The sequence below is a fragment of the Methylobacterium organophilum genome (assembly GCF_022179465.1).
In the GTDB taxonomy this organism is placed as follows: domain Bacteria; phylum Pseudomonadota; class Alphaproteobacteria; order Rhizobiales; family Beijerinckiaceae; genus Methylobacterium; species Methylobacterium organophilum.
Window position 1 is genome coordinate 116,442 of sequence record NZ_BPQV01000006.1, and the last position, 24,512, is coordinate 140,953.

The 24,512-nt window shown below is 69.8% G+C and carries 18 protein-coding genes and 1 tRNA gene; 10 read left to right on the forward strand and 9 right to left on the reverse strand.

Going from position 1 to position 24,512, the window contains the following annotated elements:
- The first annotated feature begins 3 nt into the window (after positions 1-3).
- The 5 genes from MFF21_RS11785 (at position 4) to MFF21_RS11805 (ending at position 7,538) form a co-directional block, all read left to right on the forward strand.
- The gene (locus MFF21_RS11785) at positions 4-771 is read left to right on the forward strand and encodes a GNAT family N-acetyltransferase (protein WP_238311360.1); all 768 of its coding nucleotides are present in this window, start codon (positions 4-6) and stop codon (positions 769-771) included.
- Between the two features lie 350 nt (positions 772-1,121).
- A complete protein-coding gene (locus tag MFF21_RS11790; protein ID WP_238311361.1) occupies positions 1,122-4,367 on the forward strand; it encodes an efflux RND transporter permease subunit in 3,246 nt (1,081 codons plus the stop codon).
- A complete protein-coding gene (locus MFF21_RS11795) occupies positions 4,364-5,647 on the forward strand; it encodes an efflux RND transporter periplasmic adaptor subunit (RefSeq protein WP_238311362.1) in 1,284 nt (427 codons plus the stop codon). The genes MFF21_RS11790 and MFF21_RS11795 overlap by 4 nt, the downstream gene beginning before the upstream one ends.
- Before the next feature lie 174 nt (positions 5,648-5,821).
- Positions 5,822-5,911: transfer RNA gene (locus MFF21_RS11800), tRNA-Ser, on the forward strand.
- A gap of 100 nt (positions 5,912-6,011) precedes the next feature.
- Positions 6,012-7,538, forward strand: coding sequence for a site-specific integrase (locus tag MFF21_RS11805; RefSeq protein WP_238311363.1), 1,527 nt, complete (start codon positions 6,012-6,014; stop codon positions 7,536-7,538).
- A gap of 178 nt (positions 7,539-7,716) precedes the next feature.
- On the opposite strand, the gene MFF21_RS11810 is transcribed toward MFF21_RS11805, so the two are convergent.
- The gene (locus tag MFF21_RS11810) at positions 7,717-8,646 is read right to left on the reverse strand and encodes a LysR substrate-binding domain-containing protein (RefSeq protein WP_238311364.1); all 930 of its coding nucleotides are present in this window, start codon (positions 8,644-8,646) and stop codon (positions 7,717-7,719) included.
- An 81-nt stretch (positions 8,647-8,727) separates the two neighbouring features.
- Between MFF21_RS11810 and nhaA the strand changes: the two genes are divergently transcribed.
- Together nhaA and crcB are read left to right on the forward strand one after the other, a co-directional pair.
- Complete coding sequence (gene nhaA / locus MFF21_RS11815) at positions 8,728-9,945, forward strand: Na+/H+ antiporter NhaA (protein ID WP_238311365.1); 1,218 nt, start codon at positions 8,728-8,730, stop codon at positions 9,943-9,945.
- A gap of 171 nt (positions 9,946-10,116) precedes the next feature.
- The gene (crcB, locus tag MFF21_RS11820; protein WP_063987428.1) at positions 10,117-10,506 is read left to right on the forward strand and encodes a fluoride efflux transporter CrcB; all 390 of its coding nucleotides are present in this window, start codon (positions 10,117-10,119) and stop codon (positions 10,504-10,506) included.
- Positions 10,507-10,641: 135 nt separating this feature from the next.
- On the opposite strand, the gene MFF21_RS11825 is transcribed toward crcB, so the two are convergent.
- The 7 genes from MFF21_RS11825 to MFF21_RS11855 all read right to left on the reverse strand — a co-directional run bounded on the left by MFF21_RS11825 (position 10,642) and on the right by MFF21_RS11855 (position 18,382).
- Positions 10,642-11,019: a hypothetical protein gene (locus MFF21_RS11825; RefSeq protein WP_238311366.1), complete on the reverse strand. Its 378-nt coding sequence runs from the start codon at positions 11,017-11,019 to the stop codon at positions 10,642-10,644.
- Between the two features lie 17 nt (positions 11,020-11,036).
- Positions 11,037-14,150: an efflux RND transporter permease subunit gene (locus tag MFF21_RS11830; protein WP_238311367.1), complete on the reverse strand. Its 3,114-nt coding sequence runs from the start codon at positions 14,148-14,150 to the stop codon at positions 11,037-11,039.
- A gap of 8 nt (positions 14,151-14,158) precedes the next feature.
- Positions 14,159-15,880 carry an efflux RND transporter periplasmic adaptor subunit gene (locus tag MFF21_RS11835; RefSeq protein WP_238311368.1) on the reverse strand — a complete coding sequence of 574 codons (1,722 nt, stop codon included), beginning with the start codon at positions 15,878-15,880 and terminating at the stop codon, positions 14,159-14,161.
- Between the two features lie 56 nt (positions 15,881-15,936).
- The gene (locus tag MFF21_RS11840) at positions 15,937-16,371 is read right to left on the reverse strand and encodes a DNA polymerase III subunit gamma/tau (protein WP_238311369.1); all 435 of its coding nucleotides are present in this window, start codon (positions 16,369-16,371) and stop codon (positions 15,937-15,939) included.
- Between the two features lie 91 nt (positions 16,372-16,462).
- Positions 16,463-16,747, reverse strand: coding sequence for a hypothetical protein (locus MFF21_RS11845; RefSeq protein ID WP_238311370.1), 285 nt, complete (start codon positions 16,745-16,747; stop codon positions 16,463-16,465).
- A 20-nt stretch (positions 16,748-16,767) separates the two neighbouring features.
- Positions 16,768-18,102, reverse strand: coding sequence for an MFS transporter (locus MFF21_RS11850; protein ID WP_238311371.1), 1,335 nt, complete (start codon positions 18,100-18,102; stop codon positions 16,768-16,770).
- Between the two features lie 7 nt (positions 18,103-18,109).
- The gene (locus tag MFF21_RS11855; RefSeq protein ID WP_053608653.1) at positions 18,110-18,382 is read right to left on the reverse strand and encodes a metal-sensing transcriptional repressor; all 273 of its coding nucleotides are present in this window, start codon (positions 18,380-18,382) and stop codon (positions 18,110-18,112) included.
- A gap of 37 nt (positions 18,383-18,419) precedes the next feature.
- Between MFF21_RS11855 and MFF21_RS11860 the strand changes: the two genes are divergently transcribed.
- The 3 genes from MFF21_RS11860 (at position 18,420) to MFF21_RS11870 (ending at position 23,391) form a co-directional block, all read left to right on the forward strand.
- Positions 18,420-18,800 carry a hypothetical protein gene (locus MFF21_RS11860; RefSeq protein ID WP_238311372.1) on the forward strand — a complete coding sequence of 127 codons (381 nt, stop codon included), beginning with the start codon at positions 18,420-18,422 and terminating at the stop codon, positions 18,798-18,800.
- Positions 18,801-18,873: 73 nt separating this feature from the next.
- Entirely contained in the window at positions 18,874-20,103 is a 1,230-nt protein-coding gene (locus tag MFF21_RS11865) for an efflux RND transporter periplasmic adaptor subunit (protein ID WP_238311373.1), read from the forward strand.
- 3 nt (positions 20,104-20,106) lie between these two features.
- The gene (locus MFF21_RS11870; RefSeq protein ID WP_238311374.1) at positions 20,107-23,391 is read left to right on the forward strand and encodes an efflux RND transporter permease subunit; all 3,285 of its coding nucleotides are present in this window, start codon (positions 20,107-20,109) and stop codon (positions 23,389-23,391) included.
- A gap of 256 nt (positions 23,392-23,647) precedes the next feature.
- Here MFF21_RS11870 and MFF21_RS11875 read toward each other — a convergent pair whose 3' ends face one another.
- Positions 23,648-24,313, reverse strand: coding sequence for a hypothetical protein (locus tag MFF21_RS11875; protein WP_238311375.1), 666 nt, complete (start codon positions 24,311-24,313; stop codon positions 23,648-23,650).
- Between the last annotated feature and the right edge of the window lie 199 nt (positions 24,314-24,512).

Consider the following 24,512-nt stretch of genomic DNA (forward strand, 5'->3'; position numbering starts at 1 on the left):
CCGATGACCGCCTTCGAGACCCTGCGCGACGCGCATGTCGCGATGCTCACCGGCACCTATCTCGACGGCTGCGCGGAGGGGCCGGACGGGGCGGGCTACGTCTTCTCCCGGGCGATCCCCGACCCGACCCTGAACTTCGCCTACGGCATTCGCAGCCCCGCCCAGCTCGACTGGGCGCGGGCCCAGGCCCAGGCTCTGGGCCGCGCCCCGGCGGTGCTGGCGCGGGAGGAGGAGCAGGCGAGGCTGCTCGCTCTGTGCAGGCCGGAGGCGACCTATCCCGCCCGCTGGATGCTGCGCCCGGCCGCCGAGCCGCCCGCCTGCGCGACCCTGGAGGCGGTGGTCGTGGAGCCGCATGCCGATCCGGTGCCGCCGGAGGATTTCGTCGCGGTGTTCGGCGCCCTCTCGGACGAGCCCTTCGTGCGCGAGCACCTCGCCCGCTACTACCTCCCCTCCCTCGCCGAGGCCGCTTCACCCGAGGCCATCGCCGCCCACCACATCGTGGTGCATCACGAGGGGGCGCCCGCGGCCTGCGCCAGCCTCTACCTGCAGGAGGATCTCGCCGGCCTCTACAACGTCTCCTGCCGGGCCGATCTCCAGGGCCGGGGCCTCGGCAGCGCGGTCACCGCCGCCGCGATCGGCCATGCCGCGGCGGAGGGCGCCCGCGCGGTCTTCCTGCAATGCCCGGCCGACGGCCCGGTCGAGCGCCTCTATGCCAGGGCCGGGTTCGAACCCGCCTACGCGCCGGTGCTGGTCTGCCTGCCGGAGGAATGAACGGTCCCGGCGGGCGCGGCCGGAGGCGCCTGCGGGCAGCTCCCTCCCCCGCGGAGCGTGAAGAACAGATGTCGCGGAGCCCGCAGCGACGCGGTGGCGCCGCGTCGTTCCACGCAGGCGCGCAGCCTTGAAGAATCTGCTACCGCGTTGCGTCACGGCAGCGCGGCGGCCCCGGGACTGTTTCCGGACACAGGGCAGAAACATGGGCCGCCTTTTGTTGCCGGATCGTCACCGGTGAGGGATCGGCGCCGTCGCGCCCGGGTCCCCTCCCCCGGCACAGTCAATCCCGTCGCGCGCTGGACCGGCCCCGCAGGGCAGCGCCTCGGATCGGAGACGGCAACGGGAAGGGCATGGGCCTCGTCCAGTACGCGCTGAAGTTCCGCATCACGACCTACGTCCTCGCCGTGCTGATGATGCTCGGCGGCCTGGGCGCCATCGTCGTCACGCCCAAGGACGTGCTGCCCACCGTCGACATCCCGGTCGTCGTGGTGGTCTGGACCTATACGGGCCTGTCCGCGCCGGAGGTCGAGAAACGGATCACGACCTATTCGGAATTCGGAATCTCCAACAACGTCAACAACATCGCTCGGATGGAATCGACCACCCTCCAGGGCACGGCGGTGATGAAGATCTATTTCGACCCGAGCGTCAGCATCGATCTCGCCATCGCCCAGATCGTCTCCTCCACCAACTCGATCCGCGCCCTGATGCCCCCCGGCGTGCAGCCGCCGGTGATCGTGCGCTTCTCGGCCTCCTCGGTGCCGGTGATCCAGCTGGCGCTGACCTCGGCCAAGGACAGCCTCAACAAGGTCTACGACTACGCCCAGTACCGGATCCGCCAGCGCCTCACCCAGGTGCCGGGCTCGACCCTGCCCTCCCCCTTCGGGGGCGCCCCGCGGCAGGTGATGGTCGATCTCGACCTGCAGGCCCTGCAGGCGCTGGGGCTGACCCCGCTCGAGGTTACCAACGCGATGACCTCGCAGAACCTGACGATCCCCTCGGGGCTCGCCAAGATCGGCGAGCAGCAATACCCGGTGCAGCTCAACGCCACCCCGGACGCCATCGCCCAGCTCAACGAGATCCCGATCAAGGTGGTGGCCGGCCAGCCGGTGCTGGTGCGCGACGTGGCCCATGTCCGCGACGGCGGGCCGCCCCAGGTCAACATCGTGCGCGCCGACGGCCAGGCCTCGGTGCTGATGCGGGTGCTCAAGAACGGCAACGCCTCGACGCTCGACGTGGTCAACAACGTCAAGAAGGCCCTGCCCGACATCCGCGCCGCTGCCCCCGAGGGCATGGAGATCAAGCCCCTCTTCGACCAGTCGGTCTTCGTCTCGGCGGCGATCGAGGGGGTGCTGCACGAGGCGGCCATCGCCGCCGGCCTCACCGGCCTGACCATCCTGCTCTTCCTGGGCTCCTGGCGCTCGACGCTGATCGTGCTGGTCTCGATCCCCCTCTGCATCATGACCTCGCTGGCGATCCTCGCCGCCCTCGGCCAGACCATCAACGTGATGACGCTCGGCGGCCTGGCGCTCGCCGTCGGCATCCTCGTCGACGACGCGACGGTGGCCATCGAGAACACCTACCGCCTGTTCGAGGAGGGCCGGCCCTTCCGCAACGCGGTGGTCGAGGGCGCGGCGGGCATCGCCAAGCCGGCCCTGATCTCGACGCTCTCGATCTGCGCCGCCTTCGTCTCGGTCTTCGCGCTCACCGACACCCCGAAATACCTGTTCACCCCACAGGCGCTCGCGGTGGTGTTCGCGATGCTGACCTCCTACCTGCTCTCGCGCACCCTGGTGCCGGTGCTGATCGACGTGCTGGTCGCCCGGGAATACGCGCAGCATCATGGGCAGGACGAGGGGCTGCACCGGGGCCGGATCGAGCGGGCGCTCGGCGTCCTGCTGCGACCCCTGTTCCGCCTGGCCGGCGCCTTCCGGCACGGCTTCGAGGCGCGCTTCGCCCGCTTCCACCGCCGCTATCTCGGCCTGCTCCACGCGGTGCTGACCCACTGGCTCGCCACGCTGGCCACCGTCATCGCGATCCTCGGCGGCAGCGGCGTCCTGCTCGGTTTCACCGGGCAGGACTACTTCCCGCAGGTCGAATCGAGCCAGATGACCCTGCACCTGCGCACCCGGCCGGGCATGCGCATCGAGACCGCCGAGCAGGTCTTCGCCGGCGTCGAGGGCGTGGTGCGCGAGGTGATCCCCGAAGGCGAGATCGCGCAGATCCTCGACAACATCGGCATTCCGTCCAACAACTACAACTTCGCCTTCTCGGACGGCTCCTTCGTGTCCTACAACGACGGGCAGATGCTGATCGACCTGAAGGAGGGCCACGGCTCGGTGGCGCTCTACCAGAAGCGCCTGCGCCGGGTGCTGCGCGAGCGCTTCCCCGACCTGACGGTCTATTTCCAGCCCTCCGACATCATCACCCAGATCCTGAATTTCGGCGTGATCGCACAGATCGACGTGCAGGTCTCCGGGCGCAACACCGACCAGGATCTCGAGGTCGCCCGGCGCATCGAGGCGCGGCTGAAGCGGACCAAGGGCCTCGTCGACGTGCATCTCCACCAGATCGTCGACGTGCCGCAATTCTTCGTGGACGTGGACCGGCGCCTCGCCTCCGAGCTCGGCCTGACCCAGCAGCAGATCGCCCAGAGCCTCAACGTCTCGCTCTCGGGCTCCTTCCAGGTCACCCCGAACTTCTGGACCGACCCGAAGACCGGCATCCCCTACCAGCTCTGGGTGCAGACGCCGGAATACCGCAACGACTCGCTGACCGCCCTGCAGAACACGCCGCTGCTGGCCCGGGCGGATGCGGCGGCGGCGACCTCGGGCAATGGCGGCCCCGGCGTGCTGACGCTGCTCTCGAGCGTGAGCCGCTTCACCCGGCAGCCGACCCAGACGGTGATCAACCACGTCAACACGCAGCCGACCTTCAACGTCTACGCCGCGGTGCAGGACCGCGACCTCGGCGCGGTGGCCCGCGACATCGACCGCATCGTCGAGGAGGAGCAGACGGCCCTGCCCGCCCCCGACAAGATCGCCGTGCGCGGCCAGATCGAGAACATGCGCGCCGCCTTCTTCCGGCTGGAGGTGGGCCTCGGCATCGCGCTGATCGCGGTCTACCTGCTCATGGCGGTGAACTACCAGAGCTGGGGCGACCCCTTCGTGGTGCTCGCCGCCCTGCCGCTGGCCTTCTGCGGCATCGTCGCCAGCCTGTTCGTGACCGGCACGACCTTCTCGATCCCCTCCTTGTTCGGGGCGATCATGTCGGTGGGCATCGCGAGCGCGAACTCGATCCTGCTCGTCACCTTCGCCAAGGAGCACCGGGAGGCGACCGGCTGTTCGGCCTACGAGGCGGCGATCGCGGCCGGCGAGACCCGGCTGCGGCCGGTGCTGATGACTGCGGGCGCCATGTTCCTCGGCCTGATCCCGATGGCGCTCGGCACCGGCGAGGGCGGCGAGCAGAACGCGGCGCTCGCCCGGGCCGTGATGGGCGGCATCGCGCTCGGCACGCCGTCGACCCTGCTGTTCGTGCCCTTCCTCTACACCCTGCTGCGCCGCGGCCCGGTGAGGCCCATCGAGGATTACGTATGAGTGCGCGCGTCGCGACCGGGACGGAGGACGGGGAGCGGCCGCGCCCGCCGGGCAAGGGCCTGTTCTTCCTCGTGGTGCTCGTGGCCGGCAGCCTGATCGGCTACGGCGCCTACGGGCATTGGCAGCGCAGCGCCGAGGCCGACGCGACCCGGCGCCGGCAGATCGAGTTCGTGCCCAAGCTGCGCACGGCCGAGGTGCAGCGCCTCGACGCGCCGATCGCCCTCACTCTGCCCGGCCAGACCGAGCCCTTCGCCACGGCCCGCATCTTCGCCCGCGCCACCGGCTACGTCGCCGAGCGCCGGGTCGATATCGGCTCCCGGGTGAAGAAGGGCGACACGCTCCTGCGCATCGCCGCCCCCGACCTCGACCAGCAGCTCGCCCAGGCCCAGGCCCAGCTCGGGCAGCTCGAGGCGCAGCGCCTGAAGGCCAAGGCCCTGGTCGACCAGGCCAAGGCCAACCTGACGCTCGCCGAGGTCACCAACAGCCGCACCGCGACCCTGGCCGGCCAGGGCTGGGCCTCGAAGCAGAACGCCGACAATTCCCAGGCGAGCCTGCTCAGCCAGAACGCCAACCTCGCTTCGGCGGAGGCCGACGTGAAGGTGGCCGAGGCCAACATCAAGGCGCAGCAGGCCACCGTCGACCGGCTGAAGGCGCTGACCGGCTTCGAGACCGTCACCGCCCCCTTCGACGGGGTGGTGACCACCCGCACTGTCGATGTCGGCGACCTCGTCCAGGCCGATGCCGGCGGGGGCACGGCGCTCCTCGCCATGGACCGGGACGACGTGCTGCGCATCTCGGTGAACGTGCCCCAGAACGCCGCGGTGGGGGTGGAGCCCGGCATCGCCGCCGAGATCAAAGTGCCGCAGATCCCCGGCCGCAGCTTCAAGGGCGAGGTCGAGCGCAGTTCGGTGGCGCTGCTCTCCGCCTCGCGCACCCTCACCACCCAGGTCGACGTGCCCAATCCCGACCGCGCGTTGCGCGCTGGGCTCTACGTGTACGTGACCCTGCAGATCCCCCGCACGCGCCCGAGCGTGGCGATCCCCGCCGAGGCCCTGGTGTTCAACCAGAAGGGCACGCGGGTGGCGGTGGCCCGCGACGACGGCACCGTCGCCTGGACGCCCGTGCGGATCGAGCGCGACCGGGGCGCCACCATCGAGATCGACCAGGGACTCTCGGGCCAGGAGCGCATCGTGCTGAGCCCCCCCGCCGACCTCTCCGACGGCGCCCGCATCACCCCCCAGGCCCCCGCGGGCAAGCCGATGCAGGCGGCCGAACGCTGACGGGCCGTGGCCCCGGAAGGCCCTGCCCCGCCGTGGCAAGGCAGACACGGCGCGCCGGTCGCAGACAGGCCGTCGCGGCGACGCCGCCGGCCAACCCGGCCCGAAGGGGCGGCCGAACCCGCTTGTGAGCGTGAAACGCGCGTGCTAGTCACCCGCCACCGCTGACGGATCCACGGAGAGGTGGCAGAGCGGTTGAATGCACCGCACTCGAAATGCGGCATGCCTGCAAGGGCATCGGGGGTTCGAATCCCCCCCTCTCCGCCAATCGACCTGAAAAGCCTGATTTTTCAGAGAGAACCAAGGGAAACAGCGACTTCGCGGCCGCCCGGTGGTACACACGGGTGGTACACACGTGGTTCTGGCGATGTCGCGTCCCTGGCCCCATCCGAAGACCGGCGTCTTCTGGTTCCGCAGGCGGGTCCCGAAGGACCTCCTGGCCCTCGTCGGCCGGCGCGAGGAGAAGGCCAGCCTCGGGACGAAGGACGTCGGCGAGGCCAAGCGCCGCTTCGCGGTCCACGCCGCGAAGGTCGAGGCCCGCTGGGCCAACCTGCGGGCCGGCGTGCGGCGGCTCAACCTGCTTGAGGTCAACGCCATCGCGGGCGAGGTCTACGACGACCTGATCGCCCGGTACCAGGCGGGCGGGTTCTCGCCGTTCCAAAGCCTCACGACGGCCGGCATCATCGAGCGGTTCATCGCGGATCGCACCCCGGAGAGCCGCGACGCGTTCCTGCGCTTCTACGGTCCGGAAATCGACGCCCACCTTGCGCACCGCGGCTTGCGCGTCGATCCGGACACGCGGGGCGCGCTCGATTACGCGATCGCCAAGGCGATCCTCCAAGCCGTCGAGCAGAGCCTGAAGTATCTCGACGGCGATTTCAGCCCCGACCCGATGGCCGGGCGCTTCCCCAAGGCGCCCGCCGAGAAGCCGGCGGCGGTCGTCCTGCCCCTGGACGAGTGGTTCGCGAAGTACGCCGACGAGTCGAAGCTCGCCGCCTCCACGCGGAAGCGATGGCGTCCGGCCCTGGAGACGCTGGCGGCGTCCGTCGGCCATGACGACCTCGCGCGCGTCACGCCGGACGACATCTCGGATTGGGTCGACGCGCTGAGGTCGGAGGGGCGCGGCAACAAGACCATCCGCGACGTCTACGTGGCCTCGGCGAAGGCACTGTTCGGCTGGCTCAAGGGCAAGCGCAAGGTCGCGAGCAATCCCTGCGCGGACGTCCGGGTGAAGGTGGTGGAGGGGGCCGTCTTACGGGACCGCGACTTCACCGAGGCCGAGGCCACCACGATCCTCGCGGCGGCACTCGGTCCGCACGGTGGGCGTCTCAGCCGGGAGCACGCGGCGGCGCGGCGCTGGGTCCCCTGGCTGTGCGCCTATTCCGGGGCGCGGGTCGGCGAGATCACCCAGCTGCGTCGCGAGGACATCCGCCACGAGAAAGGCGTCCTCGTCTTCCGCATCACCCCCGAGGCGGGGACGGTCAAGACGAAGCGATTTCGCAACGTGCCGATCCACCCGCACCTCGTCGAGATGGGTTTCCTCGACTACGTCGGCACGCGGACGGGCGCCCTGTTCTACGACCCCGCGCGCGGCCGCGGCGGCTCGGTCGCCAACCCGCCGTCGAAGAAGGTCGGGGAACGGCTGGCGGCATGGGTCCGCAAGCTCGGCATCGACGACGTTGGTGTCGACCCGAACCATGGCTGGCGCCACAGCTTCAAGACGCGCGGCCGTACGGGCGGGATGCGGGATTCGGTCCTCGACGCCATCCAGGGGCATGCGCCGCAGACCGAGGGCCGCAAGTATGGTGGCTTCACGGTCGAGGCGATGGCGCGCGAGATGGAGCTATTCCCTCGCTATGATCTTCGTCCGCTCGCCTACGAGGCCGCCGCCTAGGGTCAAAACCCAATCAGCTTGACCATGTGAGGGGCTGCTTCCGACCCGTTGCGGACCCTGGAAAGGTCCGCTTCGAGGCTGTTGATGAGATAGGGTCTTACGTCTGGGTGGGGTGGATTGCCGCCCGTCCGGTTTCGGACGGCAGAGCATGGAAGCGGACATCGTCCGGCCGACGCTGCTACAATGCCGGGATGCCCTGTCCTGTCAGGCCCCAGGGAACGAGACATTCGGCGATGGTGGTCGCGAGCACCGAGTAGGTCTCGTGTTTGGGAGAGGTGCTGCGCCAGGACATCGTCAGGTTCCTGACCGGTGCCCCGGACGACAGCGGCCGGGCGACGATCAGTGTCTCCCGCAATACGTCCGAGCGGACGTAGAGCGCCGGCAACAGGGTAAGGCCCTGGCCGGTCGTCACCATCAGACGCAGCGTGTCCAGGGTCGTGCCCGCATAATCGCGGGCGTGGATCGCCCCGACCTGCTCGCAGAACGCGGCGATGGGGTCGTGGATGCGATGGCCTCGCTCCATCGTCAGGATGGTTTCCCCGGCGAGATCTTCGGGGTCGATGCGTTCACGCGCTGCGAGGCGGTGGTCGGACGGCAGCACGACGTGCAGCGGCTCCTGGAGGAGCGTGACCGACGTGAAGTCGTGATGACGGGGCCGATCCGGCAGAAGCAGGACCTCGTAGGTGCCGTCAGCGAGCTTGGCGGGAAGGTTCTCCGCCCTGTCCTCGCGGATGACGACACGGAGGTGCGGGAAGGCCGTCTTGAGGGTGGGCATCGCGACCGACAGGACGTAGGCGCCGACCGTCTGGACCACCCCGAACAGGAGCTTGCCCTGAAGCGCCTTGGGGTCGTCCTGCCGTGCGATCGTCCGGATGTCCTCGACCTCCGCGAGCACCGTTCTGGCTCGGCGGACGATCTCGGTGCCGACCGGCGTGAGGATGACGCGCGCCCGTGTCCGTTCGATCAGCCGGATGCCCAGCCGATCCTCCATTTCCTTGATCTGCATGCTCAGCGTCGGCTGCGTGACGTGGCAGGCCTCGGCCGCCCGGCTGAAGTTCAGGGTGTCTGCGACGGCGATGAGGTACCGAAGTTGCTGGATGCTGGGCATCAGCCGCTTATAGATGTTGTCTATAAGGAAGGGCAGAATTTTCGATTTCCCCTTGGTGCAAAGGGCATCTAGGGGAGCCTCATGTCAGACGTCGGAGCCATCTTAACGGCCGCGCGCAGGCCCTCGCTGCTCCGCTCCATCCTCGATCACAGCGCGTCGGGTGGTGTCGTGCTGATGCTCAGCGCCGCGCTGGCGCTGACCGTGGCCAACTCGCCGGCCGCCCCCACCTACTTTGCGGCCTTGCAGGCTGACATCGGCCCGTTGAGCGTCCTCCACTGGATCAACGACGCCCTCATGGCGCTGTTCTTCCTGCTGGTCGGCTTGGACATCAAACGGGAAGTCCTGGACGGTCGCCTGCGCACGTGGCCGGACCGCATTTTGCCGGGCCTCGCCGCCCTCGGTGGCATGGCCGCTCCGGCCCTGGTTTATCTCGCGGTCAATCGGCATTCGCCGGACACCCTGCGCGGCTGGGCGATCCCGGCCGCCACCGACATCGCCTTCGCCCTCGGTGTGCTGGCACTGCTCGGCTCCCGCGTACCGGTGGCGCTCAAGGTGTTCCTGACCGCCCTGGCGATCATCGACGACCTGGGCGCGGTGCTGATCATCGCCCTGTTCTACACGGCCGACCTGTCGCTCGCGGCACTGGGCGGGGCAGCCGTCGTGCTAGGGGCGTTGGTCGGACTCAACCGGTTCGGCATAACCCGGCTGTTGCCGTACCTGCTACTGGGCGGAGTGCTTTGGGTGCTCGTGCTGAACTCGGGCATCCACGCCACGCTGGCGGGGGTGTTGCTCGCGATGACGATCCCTCTCAAGGCAAGCCCCGGCCGCCCGGAGGACGTGACCTCGCCGCTGCACCGGCTGGAACACGGCCTTGCCCCGTGGTCGTCGTTCGTCGTGCTGCCGCTGTTCGGGTTCGCCAACGCTGGCGTATCGTTGTCTGGGTTCAAGGCGGAGATGCTGTTCGCGCCGGTCACGCTCAGCGTGGCACTCGGCCTGTTCGTCGGCAAGCAGGTCGGGGTGTTCGGGCTCACCTCTGCGGCAATCAAGCTCGGTCTGGCCCAGCGCCCTGCCCATACGAGTTGGTGGCAGCTCTACGGGCTGTCGCTGCTCTGCGGCGTGGGGTTCACCATGAGCCTGTTCATCGGCCTACTGGCGTTTGCCGAGCGCCCGGAGCTGGAGGCTGAGACCAAGATCGGGGTGCTGGTGGGGTCGCTGACCTGCATGGCACTCGGGGCGCTGGTGCTCTGGTTCAGCGGCGCACCGCGGAAGGCTTCGACGGGCCGGTCGGTGGCTCGGTAAGCTTCCGCCCGTGGGATGGGAGTGGAGCTTCCCGACAACCGCCCGTGAGGGCTGACAGCTCCCGCTGTGAGGGCCCACGGCGTCCGCTCGCGACAGGAGGCTACCCAGTGCGAGCCCGCCGCCCGGCGGGCTTTTTGCTGCCCTGACGTAGGATAGAGGAAAGGGCAGGCCGTGGGCTTCGTGATCGTATTTCTAGGGGGCGGGCTGGGATCGGCTGCCCGCTACGGGGTTGGGGTGCTGGCGTTACGGTTGGTCGGCAGCGAGTACCCATGGGGGACGTTGACCATCAACGTCGTCGGTTCCTTCGCGATGGGCGTCGTCGCGGAATACTTCGCCCTGAGGAGTGGCCTTTCGCAGCCGATGCGGCTGTTCCTGACCACCGGCATCATCGGGGGCTTCACCACCTTTTCGACCTACGCGCTGGAAACCGCCCTATTGCAGGAACGCGGCGAGATGGGTGCAGCACTGACCTACGCGCTCGGCTCCGTCGTGGTCGGCGTCGCGGCCCTGTTCGCCGGACTTGCTCTGGTTCGCGTCCTCGTCGTTGGAGGCGCTCCATGAGCATCCGCTTCCGAGCTGGGCCTCAATACATGGCGGCCCTGGCGCCCGATGCGTAGGACCCGGCGCAGCATGGTCCGCGATGCGCCGGGGGCGACTTGGATTGCGCGAGGCGCGCTTTGTTGAGGTCAGGACGGCCTACCGCTCCACGTGACGCACCTGGATCTTCCGCCCGTCCGCGGTGCGCGCCGACACCACGACCTTGTCGCCCGAGGCGAGCGGCTTCATCAGCGCGCCGGCGAGCTTGGCCCCGCCGGCCGGGGCGAGGTCGACCGTCTCGGTCTTGCCGCCGGACAGGATGGTGGCCTTGCCGGTCGCGCCCTTCGCTGGGACCGGCTTGCCGTCCTCGTCGCTGAGGTGGAGCGCGATCTCGGTCGGGGTGTCGACGAACTCGGCGTGGCCGCCCGCGACGTCGATGAGTTCGCCGCCGTTCGGGCCCTTGTGCGAGTGCCCCTGGGCATGGCCGGCGGCCGGTAGCGCCAGGACGAGGGCGAGGGCGATGATGCTAGGCTTCATGGTGTCTCCTTCGAGGGTCAGTAGAGCTCGGCGGGCTTGAGCCCGCCCACCTGTCCCGCCCGGAGCCGCTCAAGCGCGCGCCGACCGAAGGCGAGGAACAGGATCGGGGTCAGGACGGCGTCGAGCAGCGTGGCGCTGACGAGGCCGCCCAGGATGGTCACCGCGACGGGGTGCAGGATCTCGCGGCCCGGTTCGCCGGCGCCGAGCACCAGCGGCAGCAGGGCGAGCCCGGCCGAGAGCGCGGTCATCAGCACCGGCGTCAGCCGTTCCAGCGACCCGCGCACGACGAGCGCCGGCCCGAACGCCCCGCCCTCGTGGATGGCGAGGTTGAGGTAGTGGCTGATCTTGAGGATGCCGTTGCGGGCGGTGATGCCTGCGAGGGTCACGAAGCCGACCATCGAGGCGACCGAGAGCGGCTGCCCAGCGAGCCACAGGGCGGCGACCGAACCGACCAGCGCCAGCGGGATGCTGGCCATGATGATGCCGGCGAGCGCGAGCGAGCGGTAGCGCCCGTAGAGGACGGTGAGGATCAACGCGAGCGCCACCAGCGAGAGCAGGCCGATGCGGGTCGAGGCCTCCTCCTGGGCCTGGAATGAGCCCTCCAGCCCGGCCCGGTAGCCCGGCGGCCAGCGGGTCTCGTCGATGGCTCGCCGCACGTCGGCGACCACGGCGGCGAGGTCGCGCCGCTTGTCCGTGTTGCCGAATACCGCGATCCGCCGCTGGGCGTTCTCGCGCATGACTTGGTTCGGGCCGTCGGTCTCGGTCACTTCGGCGACCCGGCGTAGCGGGATGCGCCCGGCCGGCGAGGCGATGAGCAGGTCGCCCAGCCCCGTGGTCGAGCGGTCCTCGTCCCCGAGGCGGATGACCACGTCGAAGCGGCGGTTGCCCTCGACGATCTGCGAGACCGTGCGCCCGTTGCTCAGCGTCGCCAGCGCGTCCGTCACCGCCGCCGGCGTCAGGCCGTACAGGGCGGCCCGCTCGTGGTCGACGTCCACCCGGAGCTGCGGGATGCGTACCTGCTTCTCGACCTGGAGGTCGGCCATGCCCGGGATCTTCGCCAGCCGGTCGCGCAGGCCCTCGGCGAGGCTTCGCAGGGTATCGAGGTCGTCGCCGTAGATCTTCACCGCGACCTCGGCCCGGATGCCCGAGAGCATGTGGTCTAGCCGGTGCGAGATCGGCTGCCCGACGTTGAGCACCGCTGGCAACACGCCGAGCCGCTCACGGAGGTCGGCGAGGATGGCCTCCTTCGGCCGGCCGGGCTTCAGGTCGACGTCGATCTCGGAGGAGTGGACACCCTCGGCGTGCTCGTCCATCTCGGCACGGCCGGTGCGGCGCCCAACCGAGGTCACCTCGGGCACCTCGCGGATGAGGCGCTCGGCCACCAGCCCAAGGCGGTGGCTCTCGGCGAGCGAGATGCCGGGGTTGTAGGCCAGACCAAGGGCGAGGCTGCCCTCGTTGAAGGGCGGCAGGAACGCCCGCGGCAGGTTCGCCGCGGCGAAGCCGGCCACGACCACGGCGGCGCCGGCCGAGCCCACGACGAGCCAGCGGTGCCCGAAGGCCCATTTCAGGAGGGCGGCGTTCCCGCGCTTCAGGAAGCGGACGAGCCGGGTGTCGCCGCGGTGCTGGTTTCCGTCGCGGGCGAGCAGGTAGGAGGCCAGGACCGGCGTCAGGGTGACCGACACCACGAGGCTCGCCAGGATGGAAACGATGTAGGCGACGCCCAGCGGGGCGAAGAGGCGGCCCTCGATGCCCGACAGCGCGAACAGCGGCACGAAGACGAGGCAGACGATCAGGGTCGCGTAGACGATGCCCGAGCGCACCTCCTGGCTCGCCGCCGCGACCACCTCCAGCACCGGTCGCGGCTCGGGCCTCTCCCGGTTCTCATGCAGGCGCCGGATAATGTTCTCGACGTCCACCACAGCGTCGTCGACGAGCTCGCCGATAGCGATGGCGAGCCCGCCGAGCGTCATGGTGTTCACGGTCAGGCCGAGGGCCTGGAAGACCACGACGGTTACGAGCACCGAGACCGGAATCGCGGTGAGCGAGATCAGGGTCGCCCGGACGTTCACTAGGAATAGGACCAGCACCACCGCGACGACGGCGGCGGCCTCTAGGAGCACCCGCTTCACGTTGCCGATGGAGGTCTCGATGAAAGTCGCCTGACGGAACTGGATGTTGTCGGCCCTCACGCCGGCCGGCAGCGTCCTCTGGATGGAGGCGAGCGTCGCCTCGATGCGCCGCGTCAACTGGACCGTGTCGGCGCCGGGTTGCTTCTGGATCGAGACGATGACGGCCGAGCGCCCGTTGTAGCCTGCGTCGCCTCGCTTGTGCGCCGGGGCGAAGGCGACGTCGGCGACCTGCCGCAGCAGGACAGGCTGCCCCTGCCGGTAGGTCACGACCGTGCCGCGCAGGTCGTCGAGGCGCTTGGTCAGGCCGACGTTGCGGATGAGGTACTCGCGCCCGTGCTGGTCGACGAAGCCGCCGCCGGTGTTGGTGCCGAAGCGCGAGACGGCGGCCTCGACCTGCTCGGGGGTGACGTCGAGGGCCTGCATCGCGGCCGGGTTCGGGCTGACCCGGTACTGCCGGACCTCGCCGCCGATGGGGATGACCTGGGCGACGCCGGATAGGCTGAGGAGCTGCGGCCGGATGACGAAGTCGGCGAGCTCGCGCACCTCCATGGGCGGCAGCGCTTCCGAGGTGACGGCGACCAGCAGGATCTCGCCCATGATCGAGGTGACCGGCCCCATGTGCGGGACCACACCGCGTGGCAGGGTCTCGCGCACGATGGCGAGCTTCTCCGCCACCAACTGGCGGCTGCGGTAGACGTCGGTCGACCAGTCGAACTCGACGTAGACGATTGACAGGCCGACGCCGGAGACGGAGCGGACGCGGGTCACCCCCGGCATGCCGTTCATCGCGGCCTCGATGGGATAGGTGACGGTCTGCTCGACCTCCTGGGGCGCGAGCCCCTCGGCCTCGGTCATCAGCGTGACCATGGGCCGATTGAGGTCGGGCAGCACGTCGACCGGCAGCCGCGGCAGCACGAAGCTGCCGTAGGCGACGAGGAGCACGGCCGCGGCGAGGACGAAGAGCCGGTTGCGCAGGCTGGCGCGGACGAGGGTGCCGAACATGGTTGCCCTCACCGGATCTGGTTGATGAGGTCGGCGCCGCGTACGACGACGCGCTCGCCCTCCTTCACGCCGGCGCGAACCACCACCCGCGTGGCATCGACGGGCTCGACCCGGACCTGGCGCGGCTCGAACCGCTCGGGCGCGGCGTGGCGCCAGACCATGGCCTCCCCGCCGGTCCCGCGCACGACGGCGTTCCGGGGGAGCACGATGCCGGTCGCGCTGATCCCGGTCGCGGCGAGCACCGTTACCGGCTGTCCCACCCGGAGGTTGTGCGGCGGGTCGACGACCGCGAACTGGAGGACGGTCGCCTGCTGCTGCAGGGCACGGCTGACGCCCTTGGGCTCCAGCTTCAGGGTCGCGCCGTCGACGGTTAGCGCCGTCGTCCCCGTGCCGGTCGGTGCGTCCTCGAAGGAGAGAGCCTCGACCCAAAGGCTGCCTGGATGGACGACCTGGAACAACACGTCCTGCGGCTGCACGACCTGGCCGGCGACGACGCGGGTCGAGGCGATGACGCCGTCGGCCGGAGCCGTCAGGGTCTCAGGCGTGGTCCGGATGTCGCTCACGGCGGCCCGGCGCCGGCGCATGCCCTCTAGTTCGATCTCCAGGTCAGAGACGGAGATCGCGGTGCCGGCGCCGGAGGCGACGAGCTTCCGGGCGCGGGCGAGCTTCGCCTCGGCGAGGCCGATCTGCTGCTCGATCTCGCCGACCTTCTCGACCACGATGGCTTGGTCGGCCTGGATGATGGGCCGCTCGACCCGGGCGAGAACCTCTCCCTTGCGTACGGCCTGCCCGAGGCGGGGCATGCCGGCCTCGGGCGCGATGACGCGGCCACCGCCGATGCTCTGCACCAGACCGCCACGGTTCGGGTCCGGGATGACCTTGCCGATGAGGCGGGTCGCGCCTTCGACCTCGGTCGGCGTGGCGGTCGTGGTGCGCACCTCCAGGATGCGTTGCGAGGGTTTGGGGACGAAGACCGAGCCGTCGGGCAGGCGCTGCGGCGTGTTCGAGCCGGGCACCACGGTGGGCGCGTCGTGGTCGTGGTCCTCGCCGCCGTGGGCGAAGGCCGTGCCCGTCAGGGCAACGACGAGGACCGCGCCGGCCACGAAGGCGGCCGGCCGCATGCGGCGGCTGCGCAGTGCGAGCCCGAGGGCTAGCCCGACCGCGAAGACGGCGAGCGCCCAGGCCCGACCCGGCTCGGGCTGGCCAAGCCGTTCCTTCAGATGGGCGAGGAACGGAATGTCGGTGTGCGCATGGGCTCCGCCGGGACGGGCGGCCGCGCTGACCGCCTCGGCCACCACCAGGGCCCCGATCAGCAGGTCCTCGCCGTCGGGGCCGGCGACCTGGATGACGAGGTCGTTCGAGCCGAGATCCGCCAGGTGCGGCGAGGAGACGGCGTAGGTCCCGTCGGCGTTCGCCGTGGCCGGCACGGCCTCGCCCTCGACGGTCACGGACACGGTCGCGCCGGTCACCGGCTCGTTGTCCTCGGACCGGTCGACGTAGAGCGTCAGGCGGTCGCCCTTGAGTGTGGCGACCACTTGGTAGAGGTCGGACTGCATGGCGACGCGGGGCGTGCCTTGCGCCGCCACGGCGGCCGGTGCCGGCCCGTGGCTGTGGTCGTCGCCCCCGCCGGCGATTGCGGGCGTGGCGAGGCAGATGGCCAGGATCATCATGGCCAGGCCGGCGGCACGGCCTCGCGGCCGCCCGGGGGCGTCGGTCTTGGGAAGGGTCACGGTTCGGGGTCCTGTCGAACGGGCACGGCCTTGCGGCGCCCGTCAGGACGCCGCGCTCACGCGTTCGGAAGGGACCTTGGAGGTCGTCTCGGGCCGTTAGGGTCGACCCCGTGCGGATGCGTCGATTCCCGAGTGACGAGGATCGCGCCCGGCGACCCGTGCACGGGCGCCGTGGCATCGGCGGAGAGAAGCGCGACCGGATGGGCCAGGCCGCAGCAATCCGCCTTCTCGTGCTCGTGGTCCTGCGGGTCGTCGAGCGGCGGGAAATCCGGCCAGCCGCCGGCCTCGTCCGGGGTGACCTTGGAGACGGCATGCGAGTGCACGGTGCCGTCGCCGTGCACGTGGCTGTGCTCGGGCCCGGCGTATTCCAGTTGCTCGACGGGAGCGAAGGCGCTCGCCGGCACCGCCGCGACGTTGACCGCGAGCGCCGCCATCGCCAGCAGCATCAGGCTGGTCGCGATCCGGCGCAAGATGGTCAGCGGCAGTCTCAAAAACGGGTCTCCCTGAGCGACACCTAGCATCGATGCGTCGCCACGACCAAGGTCCGACGTTTGGCATCGTCCGCATGACCGGCCGATGAACCTATCGCACCACCATCGGGAATCGTTGCTGGATCAGGTTGCAGGTGGTGTCTTCTCCGCGAAGCGAAGCCATCCGGTCGAACTCGGCTGCGCCGGTGTGCATCGCAGGCGCCCCGGCTTGCGCGCCCAGGCGGTCGTAGCACTGCCGCGCCATGTCCACGATCTCGGGATTGAACCGCTCGAACGCGCACCGTGCCTGCGCGCGCCGAAGCATGCCATGCATCCTCAGGAAGTCGGGGCACTCGAACGCCGGGGCCGGGCCGCAGGCGAAGGTCAGCGCGATCACGAACAGGCGTCGCGCCGGCTTCATCCGGGCCAGGCCGCAGGCCAGCGGTGGTGCAGGTCGTCGATGACGAAGGCATGCGCATGTCGGCGCGAACCGGTGCCTTCGAGATGGGGATGGTCCGCTCCCAGGTCGGGGTGCAGGTGCTCGACGACGTCCGGGTCCGAGGCCGGCCAGAGTATCGCCGCGGCGGCGATGGCAAACAGGTTGATCGCCCCCAGCACCGTCAGGGTGACCGGCATGCCCGCCTTGGCTCCGAGCCAGCCGGCCAGCGGGTAGGTCAGGAGCCAGGCCACGTGCGAGAGCGCGAACTGGGCGGCGAAGACGGCCGGGCGGTCCCCGGGCGTCGCCGAGCGCCGGAGCAGCCGCCCGGTGGGGGTCTGCGCGGCGGAGTAGCCGATCCCGAGCGCCAGCCAGGCGGCCAGCAGCATCGGCCAACCGATGACGCCGCCCCAGGTCGTGGCGGCGAAGCCGAGCAGCACGACGCCGAGGAAGGCCGCGGCGGGGAGCATGACCGTGCGGTCGGGCAGCCGGTCGAGCACGCGCGGCAACAGAAGCGCCGCCAGCATCGAGCCGCCGCCGAACAGCCCGAGGGCCACCGCGACGTCGTTCTGGGGCCGCTGCAGGATGGCCTGCACGATCACCACCGTGTTGACGATGACCATCGAGCCGGCCGCCGACACCGCGAGGTTCAGAGCGAGGAGCCCGCGCAGCCTCGGCGTGGCAAGGTAGATGCGCAAGCCCCGCGTCGTGCGCTCGTAGATCCCGGCGCGGCGCTCGGGCGGCGTCGGGGACGGCAGCACCACCGAGACGACCAGGGCGGCCGAGCACAGGAACCCGACGACCGTGCCCCCGAACAGCCAGTGGAAGTCGATGGCCGTCAGCAGGAGCGCCGCCAGCGTCGGGCTGAGCAGGTTCTCCAGGTCGTAGGCGAGGCGGGAGAGCGACAGGGCGCGGGTGTAGTCCTGTTCCTTCGGCAGGATGTCGGGGATGGTCGCCTGGAAGGTCGGGGTGAACGCCGCCGAGCAGGACTGGAGCACGAAGACCAGCAGGTAGATCTGCCAGACCTGATCGACGAAGGGCAGGACCAGCGCGATGCCGGCCCTGACGAGGTCGGTGGCCACGAGGAAGGCTCGGCGCGGCAACTGCCCCGTGAAGGCATTCGCGACCGGCGCAACCAGCACGTAGGCGACCATTTTGATCGCGAGTGCCGTGCCCAGCACCGCCCCCGCCGCGTCCCCGGCCAGCCGGTAGGCGAGCAGGCCGAGGGCCACGGTGAGCAGACCGGTGCCGATGAGCGCGATGACCTGCGCGGCGAACAGGTGCCGGTAGGTCCGGTTCGCGAGAACGCTCAGCATCGTGACCTCACAGGTACTTCGCGAGCGCCTTGAATTCGGCCAGCGCCGCCTTGGCGGACTTGCCGCCTTCCCCGACCCCGTCGCCGATGCAGTGCTCCATGTGGTCCTCGATAAGGACCCGCTTGGCGTTGGCGATGGCGCTTTCCACGGCGTGGAGCTGCTGGGCGAGGTCCACGCAGGCGCGGCCCTCCTCGATCATTGCGATGACGCCGGCGAGATGGCCGTGGGCGCGCTTGAGCCGCTTGACGATGTCGGGGTGGGAGGCGTGCGTGTGTTCCATGTTGACATGCTATCCCCCAGGAGGGGATAAGGGAAGGGTGTTCGACGCGCCGAAGTGGCGGGCGCATATCGGGGGTGGGTGTCGGGTGTCGTTCGGGCGGCGTCTCATGACGGTGGCTATCGCGCTGCTACTGGCGGCGGTCACCGTGCTGCCGTTGCTCGCCGAAGTCCGGCACGAGGCGTCCGGTCCCGTCGCGAACGCCGTGTTGTCGGTGGCGGAACCGGGTCAGGGTGCAACCCATCAAGATGCCGACGACCTGATCCACCACGCGCAATCGCATGCGCAGGGCGTAATGCCAGTCGCCGCCAAGGCCCCCGCGACCGTGGCTCCGTCCGCGGGGCAGTCGTTCGCTCGTGCGGACGAGGCCTTCCGGGCCGGCGGTGGGCTGCAAGGACCGTTCGAGCCTCCAAGGGCCTGAGGCTTTCCGCCTCGTCCCTTCCTCGAACGACGGCACCCGCGCAGGCGCGCGGCCGGCCGTCCATGGCACCGACATGTTCAGACGCCTCGTTCCCGTGCTGCTGGCCGTCGCCGGCGGCTTCCTGATTGCGACCTGGTGGCCCGGCGCGCCCGATACGGTCCGCACCCTTCTGGCGGGCGCCAGGGGTGGCGCCGCGCCCGCCAAGACCGAACCGCAGCCGGCGGCAGGTCCGGAGCCGGAGAAACCCAGCCTCGTCAGGCTGACGGACGACCAGGTCGCCAAGGCCGGCATCCGCACGGACAAGGTCGGTGGCGGGAGCCTCTCGCGCCACCTGCACGTGCCGGGCACCGTCGTCCCGAGCGCCAACCTGACCGCGCGGATCGCGGTGAAGACCACCGGCACCGTCGTCGAGCTGCGCAAGGGGCTCGGCGACGCGGTCGCCAAGGGCGAGGTCGTGGCGCTCCTCGACAGCCGCGAGATCGCCGAGACCAAGGGCGAGTACCTGGCAGCGCGGGTCTCGGCCGCCCTGCAGAAGACGCTCTACGAGCGCGACAAAGAGCTCTGGGACAAGCGCATCTCGTCGGAGCAGCAGTACCTGCGCTCGCAGGCGAGCTACCAGGACCTCAAGGTCAAGGAAGATGCGGCCCGACGCAAACTGACGTTCCTCGGCCTGAGCCAGGCCGAGATCGAGGCCCTTCCGAAGCAGCCTGAGGCGCAGTTCGAGCGCCAGGAGATCCGCTCCCCGATTGCGGGCAAGGTCGTGGAGCGGCGCGTCGACCAGGGAGCCGCGGTCGGCCGGGACAACCTGGAGACCGAACTCTACAGCGTCGTCGACCTGTCGAAGGTGTGGGTCGACCTCGCGGTCAGCCCCGGCGACATGCCGCTGGTCCGCGAGGGCCAGGCCGTGACCGTTCGGGCCGAGGCGACCGGTGAGGCCGCGCGCGGCCGCATCGTCTTCATCGTGCCCGTTCTCGACCAGACCACCCGCGCGGCCCGCGTCGTCGCCGAACTCGCCAACCCGGACGAGGCTTGGCGGCCCGGGTCGTTCGTGACCGCCGAGATCGTGATTTCCGACAAGCCGGTGCGGGTCCTTGTCCCGGCCTCGGCCATCCAGACCCTGGAGGGTCAGCCGAACGCCTTCGTGCGGGTCGCGGAGGGATTCGAGGCGCGGCCGGTCAAGCTCGGACGGTCGGACGACGACGACGTGGAGGTCACGGAGGGGCTGGAGCCCGGGGAGGTCGTGGTGACGACCAATTCCTTCACGCTCAAGTCCGAGCTCGGCAAGGCCGCGGCGGAGGACTGAGCCATGATCCGCCCGATCCTCGCCTTCTCCGTCGCCAACCGCTACGCGGTCATCCTGGCGACCCTGATCGCCGCCGCCTTCGGGGCTTGGTCGCTCGCGCGGCTGCCCATCGACGCGGTGCCCGACGTCACCAACAACCAGGTCCAGGTCAACGCCGTCGCCCCGGCGCTGACGCCGGTCGAGATCGAGAAGCAGGTCACGGTGCTGGTCGAGCGGGCGCTCGCCGGCACGCCGGGCCTTGAGAGCCTGCGCTCCTTCTCGCGCAACGGCTTCGCCCAGCTCACCGCCGTGTTCAGCGACAAGGTCGACGTCTACTTCGCCAGGCAACAGGTGAACGAACGCCTGACCGAGGTGCGCAGCACCCTGCCGCCCGGGGTCGAGGTCAAGCTCGGGCCGATCTCGACTGGGCTCGGTGAGATCTACTGGTGGGCGGTCGAGTACCGGGCCCCCGGCGAGGGTGCGCCCGTCCGGGATGGCTTGCCGGGCTGGCAGACCGACGGCAGCTACCTGACACCCGAGGGCGAGCGGCTGAAGTCCGACTTCGAGCGCACGGTCTACCTGCGGACCGTACAGGACTGGATCATCCGGCCGCAGATGAAGAGCGTGCCGGGGGTGGCCGGGGCCGACGCCATCGGCGGCTTCGTCAAGGAGTACCAGGTCAAGCCCGACCCGATGAAGCTGGTCGGCTACGGCCTGGGCTTCGCCGACCTGACGCGGGCCATCGAGGCCAACAACGTGACCCGGGGCGCCAACTACGTCGAGCGCAACGGCGAGGGCTACGTCGTCCGAGCGGGCGGCCTCATCGAGAACGTGGACCAGATCCGCGACATCGTCGTGGCGACCCGGGCCGGGGTTCCGATCTTGGTGAGGGACGTCGCCGAGGTCGGCGTCGGCCGCGAGCTCCGGACCGGCTCGGCCAGCGAGAACGGGCACGAGGTCGTGCTAGGCACCGCCCTCATGCTCATCGGCGAGAACAGCCGGACCGTCTCGGCGGCCGCGGACGCCAAGATCAAGGAGATCAACAAGCTCCTCCCGCCGGGCATCCAGGCCCGAACGCTGCTCAGCCGGACCGACCTCGTCGACGCCACCGTCAAGACGGTCTCCAAGAACCTCGCCGAGGGCGCGCTCCTGGTCATCGCGGTCCTGTTCCTGGCGCTCGGCAACATCCGGGCGGCCATCATCACGGCGCTGGTCATCCCGGTCGCCATGATGATGACCGCCACCGGAATGCTGGCCGGCCGCATCAGCGCGAACCTGATGAGCCTCGGCGCCCTCGACTTCGGGCTCATCGTCGACGGCGCGGTCATCATCGCCGAGAACAGCCTGCGGCACCTGGCCGAGCGGCAGCACGCGCTCGGGCGAAAGCTTGGTTTAGACGAGCGCCTGGAAACCGTGCGCGTCTCGGCCGAGGAGATGATCAAGCCCAGCGTCTACGGGCAGGCCATCATCATTCTGGTCTACGTGCCGCTGCTCACCTTCACGGGCGTCGAGGGTAAGACCTTCGCACCGATGGCCCTGACGGTGCTGATCGCGCTGGTGGCAGCCTTCGTGCTGTCGCTGACCTTCGTGCCGGCGATGGTCGCGACCTTCATCACCGGGCGGGTCAGCGAGGGCGACAACCTGCTGCTCCGGGCGCTCAAGGGAGCCTATCGACCGGTGCTGGGCGGGGCGGTCCGGACGCCGCTGGCCTTCATCGCCGGAGCGGTTGTCGTCCTCGGGCTTGCCGGGGCTTTGGCAACGCGGCTCGGCCAGGAGTTCACGCCGACGCTCGACGAGAAGAACATCGTGATGGAGGCCCGGCGCATCCCGTCGACCTCGATCACGCAGTCGCAGGCGATGCAGCTCGGCGTCGAGGACGCCATGAGCAAGTTCCCGGAGGTGGCGTTCGTCTACTCGCGCTGCGGCACCCCCGACATCGCTGCTGACCCGATGCCGCCGAACGCCTGCGACGCCTATCTCATCCTGAAGCCGCAGGACGCCTGGCCGGACCCGTCGGAAACGAAGGAATCTTTGATCGGGCGCATGGAGGCCGAGGCGAAGCTGATCCCCGGCACGCTGCTCGGGTTCTCCCAGCCGATCCAAATGCGCTTCAACGAGCTCATCGCGGGCGTGCGCGACGACTTGGCGGTGAAGGTGTTCGGCGAGGAGTTCGGGCCGATGGTCGAGGGTGCCCGCAAGATCGCGGGCATCCTGCGCGGCCTGGAGGGAGCTGCCGATGTGAAGGTCGAGGAGGCAGTCGGGCTGCCGTTCCTAGAGATCAAGGTCGACCGGCGCGAGATCGCCCGGCGCGGCCTGAGCATGGCGGAGGTGCAGGACGTCATCGGCACGGCGGTCGGCGGCAAGGACGCCGGCCTCGTCTTCGAGGGTGACCGACGCTTCGCCATCGTCGTCAGGTTGGCCGACAACATCCGTGGCGACGTCGAAGCACTGAAGAACCTCCCCGTCCCGCTGCCGCCCGTGCAGGCGGCTCCGGCCCGGACGAGCACCGGCGTGCCGGCCGCGCCGGGAGCGACGGGCATGAGCGTGCCGCTCCGCCAACTGGCGAGTTTCACTTTCACGGAGGGACCGAACCAGGTCAGCCGTGAGAATGGTCGCCGCCGCGTGGTGGTGACGGCGAACGTGCGTGGCCGGGACATCGGCTCGTTGGTGACCGAGGCGCAGGCACGCATCGCCGCCGAGATCCGGCTGCCGCCCGGCTACGAGGTGCGCTGGGGCGGCCAGTTCGAGAACCTGACGGCGGCCCGCCAGCGCCTGATGGTGGTAGTGCCGGCCTGCTTCGTGCTGATCTTCATCCTGTTGCTCGGGGCGCTCGGCTCACCGCGGGACACGCTCATCGTGTTCAGTGCGGTGCCGATGGCACTGACCGGGGGCGTGGCGGCGCTGTGGCTGCGGGACATGCCGTTCTCGGTCTCGGCGGCGGTTGGGTTCATTGCGCTGTCGGGCGTAGCGGTTCTGAACGGACTGGTCCTGCTCAACCACATCCGGACGTTGGTGGCGGAGGGGATGTCAGTCCCCCAGGCGGTGCGGGAGGGGGCCGTCACGCGCCTGCGGCCGGTCGTGATGACGGCGCTTGTGGCGGCCCTTGGCTTCGTGCCGATGGCGTTGGCGACCGGAACGGGTGCAGAGGTGCAGCGGCCGTTGGCGACGGTGGTCATCGGCGGCTTGGTGAGCGCGACGCTGCTCACCCTGCTCGTGTTACCTGCGCTCTACGCGCAATTCGGGAGGGCGAAGGTGTCGGCGCGGCAGGCGTCGGGTGAGGAGCGTACACGGTTGCAACCAGCGGAGTAGCTGGCGCCGCCTTTTGGTGGCTTATTGCTCACATCCGCTTTCGGGTGTTCGTCCGGTCCTCGTGAACGACTGGGTTGGGTCGGAGTCGGAACGTCCGCTTCAGGGTGACGGGCGAGGGTCGGCTCCCCACCCTCAGCAGCCCTTCATGCGGTCAAGCTGATTGGGTTTTGACCCTAGCCTGGACGATCCTCCATCGAACGACCGGCGCCTCCGGAGCGTCGCAGGAGGCGCAGGCATCAGCTGCGATCGGCGAGACTCAAGCTTGGACACCGCCTCTGGTGGCCGTACCCGGCGGCGGGCCGGACGGCGCGTGGGGCGGGGGCGATGCCGAAGCCTGATCGGCCAGGACTCCGCTGTCGCGAGGACCGCCCTCCTTGCCTTCCGCGGATGCTTCCACAAGCCTCCAGTCCCACTTCCACCGCCTCAGGATCCCCTGCTTGTGGAGGTTGGAGAGTGCCGCTCGACGGGGCCCATACGCGATGCCCTTCGCATCCAGACGACGTTTGATGTCGGCGGCGGACGCTCCTTTGAGCCCACCCGCGCAAATCATGTCGAGAATGATACTCTCGACCTTGGTGAACTCGCCTTCCGGCATTGCGAGGGGTGCCGGTGCTCGGGCCGCCTTGAGCGAGGCCAGTTGTTCCTGGATTGCTTGAAGGGCAGCCGCGTGATCGGCCAAGGTCTTCTCGATCGTGGCCAGCGCGGGCGGTGCGACGGTGTCTTCCGCGGCTGTCGCATCGGCCGTCGGCCCTCGCGACGTGATCTGGAACCCCAGCTTCCGAAGGTACGCCCGCAAGGCGGCCTCGACCAGGCTGCTCGCTGACGAGCCCTTCTCGGCGGCCGCAACCTTCAGGACGGCCCGCAACCCCGGTTCGAGGTAGACGGTGACTTGCTCGCCCTTCGGGCTCTTCTCTTTCTTCATACGCGGGTTGCCCACGACGTCCCGCCTGCAGTCATGACGTCATGACGTTAACAAACCAACGCGGTTCCGGATGAGGTTTTGACGTCATGACGTCTCGGAAGCCATCAGCCGACGGTGCAGTCTTGACTGCTTGACGTCAGAGGGCGGGGATTGGCAGGAGCAGTGGTCCGTGACTGCAAGACGTCATGACTGCCTGTTT

What these genes read in the sequence shown, in the direction of transcription:
- MFF21_RS11785 (WP_238311360.1), top strand. Translation starts at nt 4, where the DNA reads ATGACCGCCTTCGAGACCCTGCGCGACGCGCATGTCGCGATGCTCACC.
- MFF21_RS11790 (WP_238311361.1), top strand. Translation starts at nt 1,122, where the DNA reads ATGGGCCTCGTCCAGTACGCGCTGAAGTTCCGCATCACGACCTACGTC.
- MFF21_RS11795 (WP_238311362.1), top strand. Translation starts at nt 4,364, where the DNA reads ATGAGTGCGCGCGTCGCGACCGGGACGGAGGACGGGGAGCGGCCGCGC.
- MFF21_RS11805 (WP_238311363.1), top strand. Translation starts at nt 6,012, where the DNA reads ATGTCGCGTCCCTGGCCCCATCCGAAGACCGGCGTCTTCTGGTTCCGC.
- MFF21_RS11810 (WP_238311364.1), bottom strand. Translation starts at nt 8,646, where the DNA reads ATGCCCAGCATCCAGCAACTTCGGTACCTCATCGCCGTCGCAGACACC.
- nhaA (WP_238311365.1), top strand. Translation starts at nt 8,728, where the DNA reads ATGTCAGACGTCGGAGCCATCTTAACGGCCGCGCGCAGGCCCTCGCTG.
- MFF21_RS11825 (WP_238311366.1), bottom strand. Translation starts at nt 11,019, where the DNA reads ATGAAGCCTAGCATCATCGCCCTCGCCCTCGTCCTGGCGCTACCGGCC.
- MFF21_RS11830 (WP_238311367.1), bottom strand. Translation starts at nt 14,150, where the DNA reads ATGTTCGGCACCCTCGTCCGCGCCAGCCTGCGCAACCGGCTCTTCGTC.
- MFF21_RS11850 (WP_238311371.1), bottom strand. Translation starts at nt 18,102, where the DNA reads ATGCTGAGCGTTCTCGCGAACCGGACCTACCGGCACCTGTTCGCCGCG.
- MFF21_RS11855 (WP_053608653.1), bottom strand. Translation starts at nt 18,382, where the DNA reads ATGGAACACACGCACGCCTCCCACCCCGACATCGTCAAGCGGCTCAAG.
- MFF21_RS11865 (WP_238311373.1), top strand. Translation starts at nt 18,874, where the DNA reads ATGTTCAGACGCCTCGTTCCCGTGCTGCTGGCCGTCGCCGGCGGCTTC.
- MFF21_RS11870 (WP_238311374.1), top strand. Translation starts at nt 20,107, where the DNA reads ATGATCCGCCCGATCCTCGCCTTCTCCGTCGCCAACCGCTACGCGGTC.
- MFF21_RS11875 (WP_238311375.1), bottom strand. Translation starts at nt 24,313, where the DNA reads ATGAAGAAAGAGAAGAGCCCGAAGGGCGAGCAAGTCACCGTCTACCTC.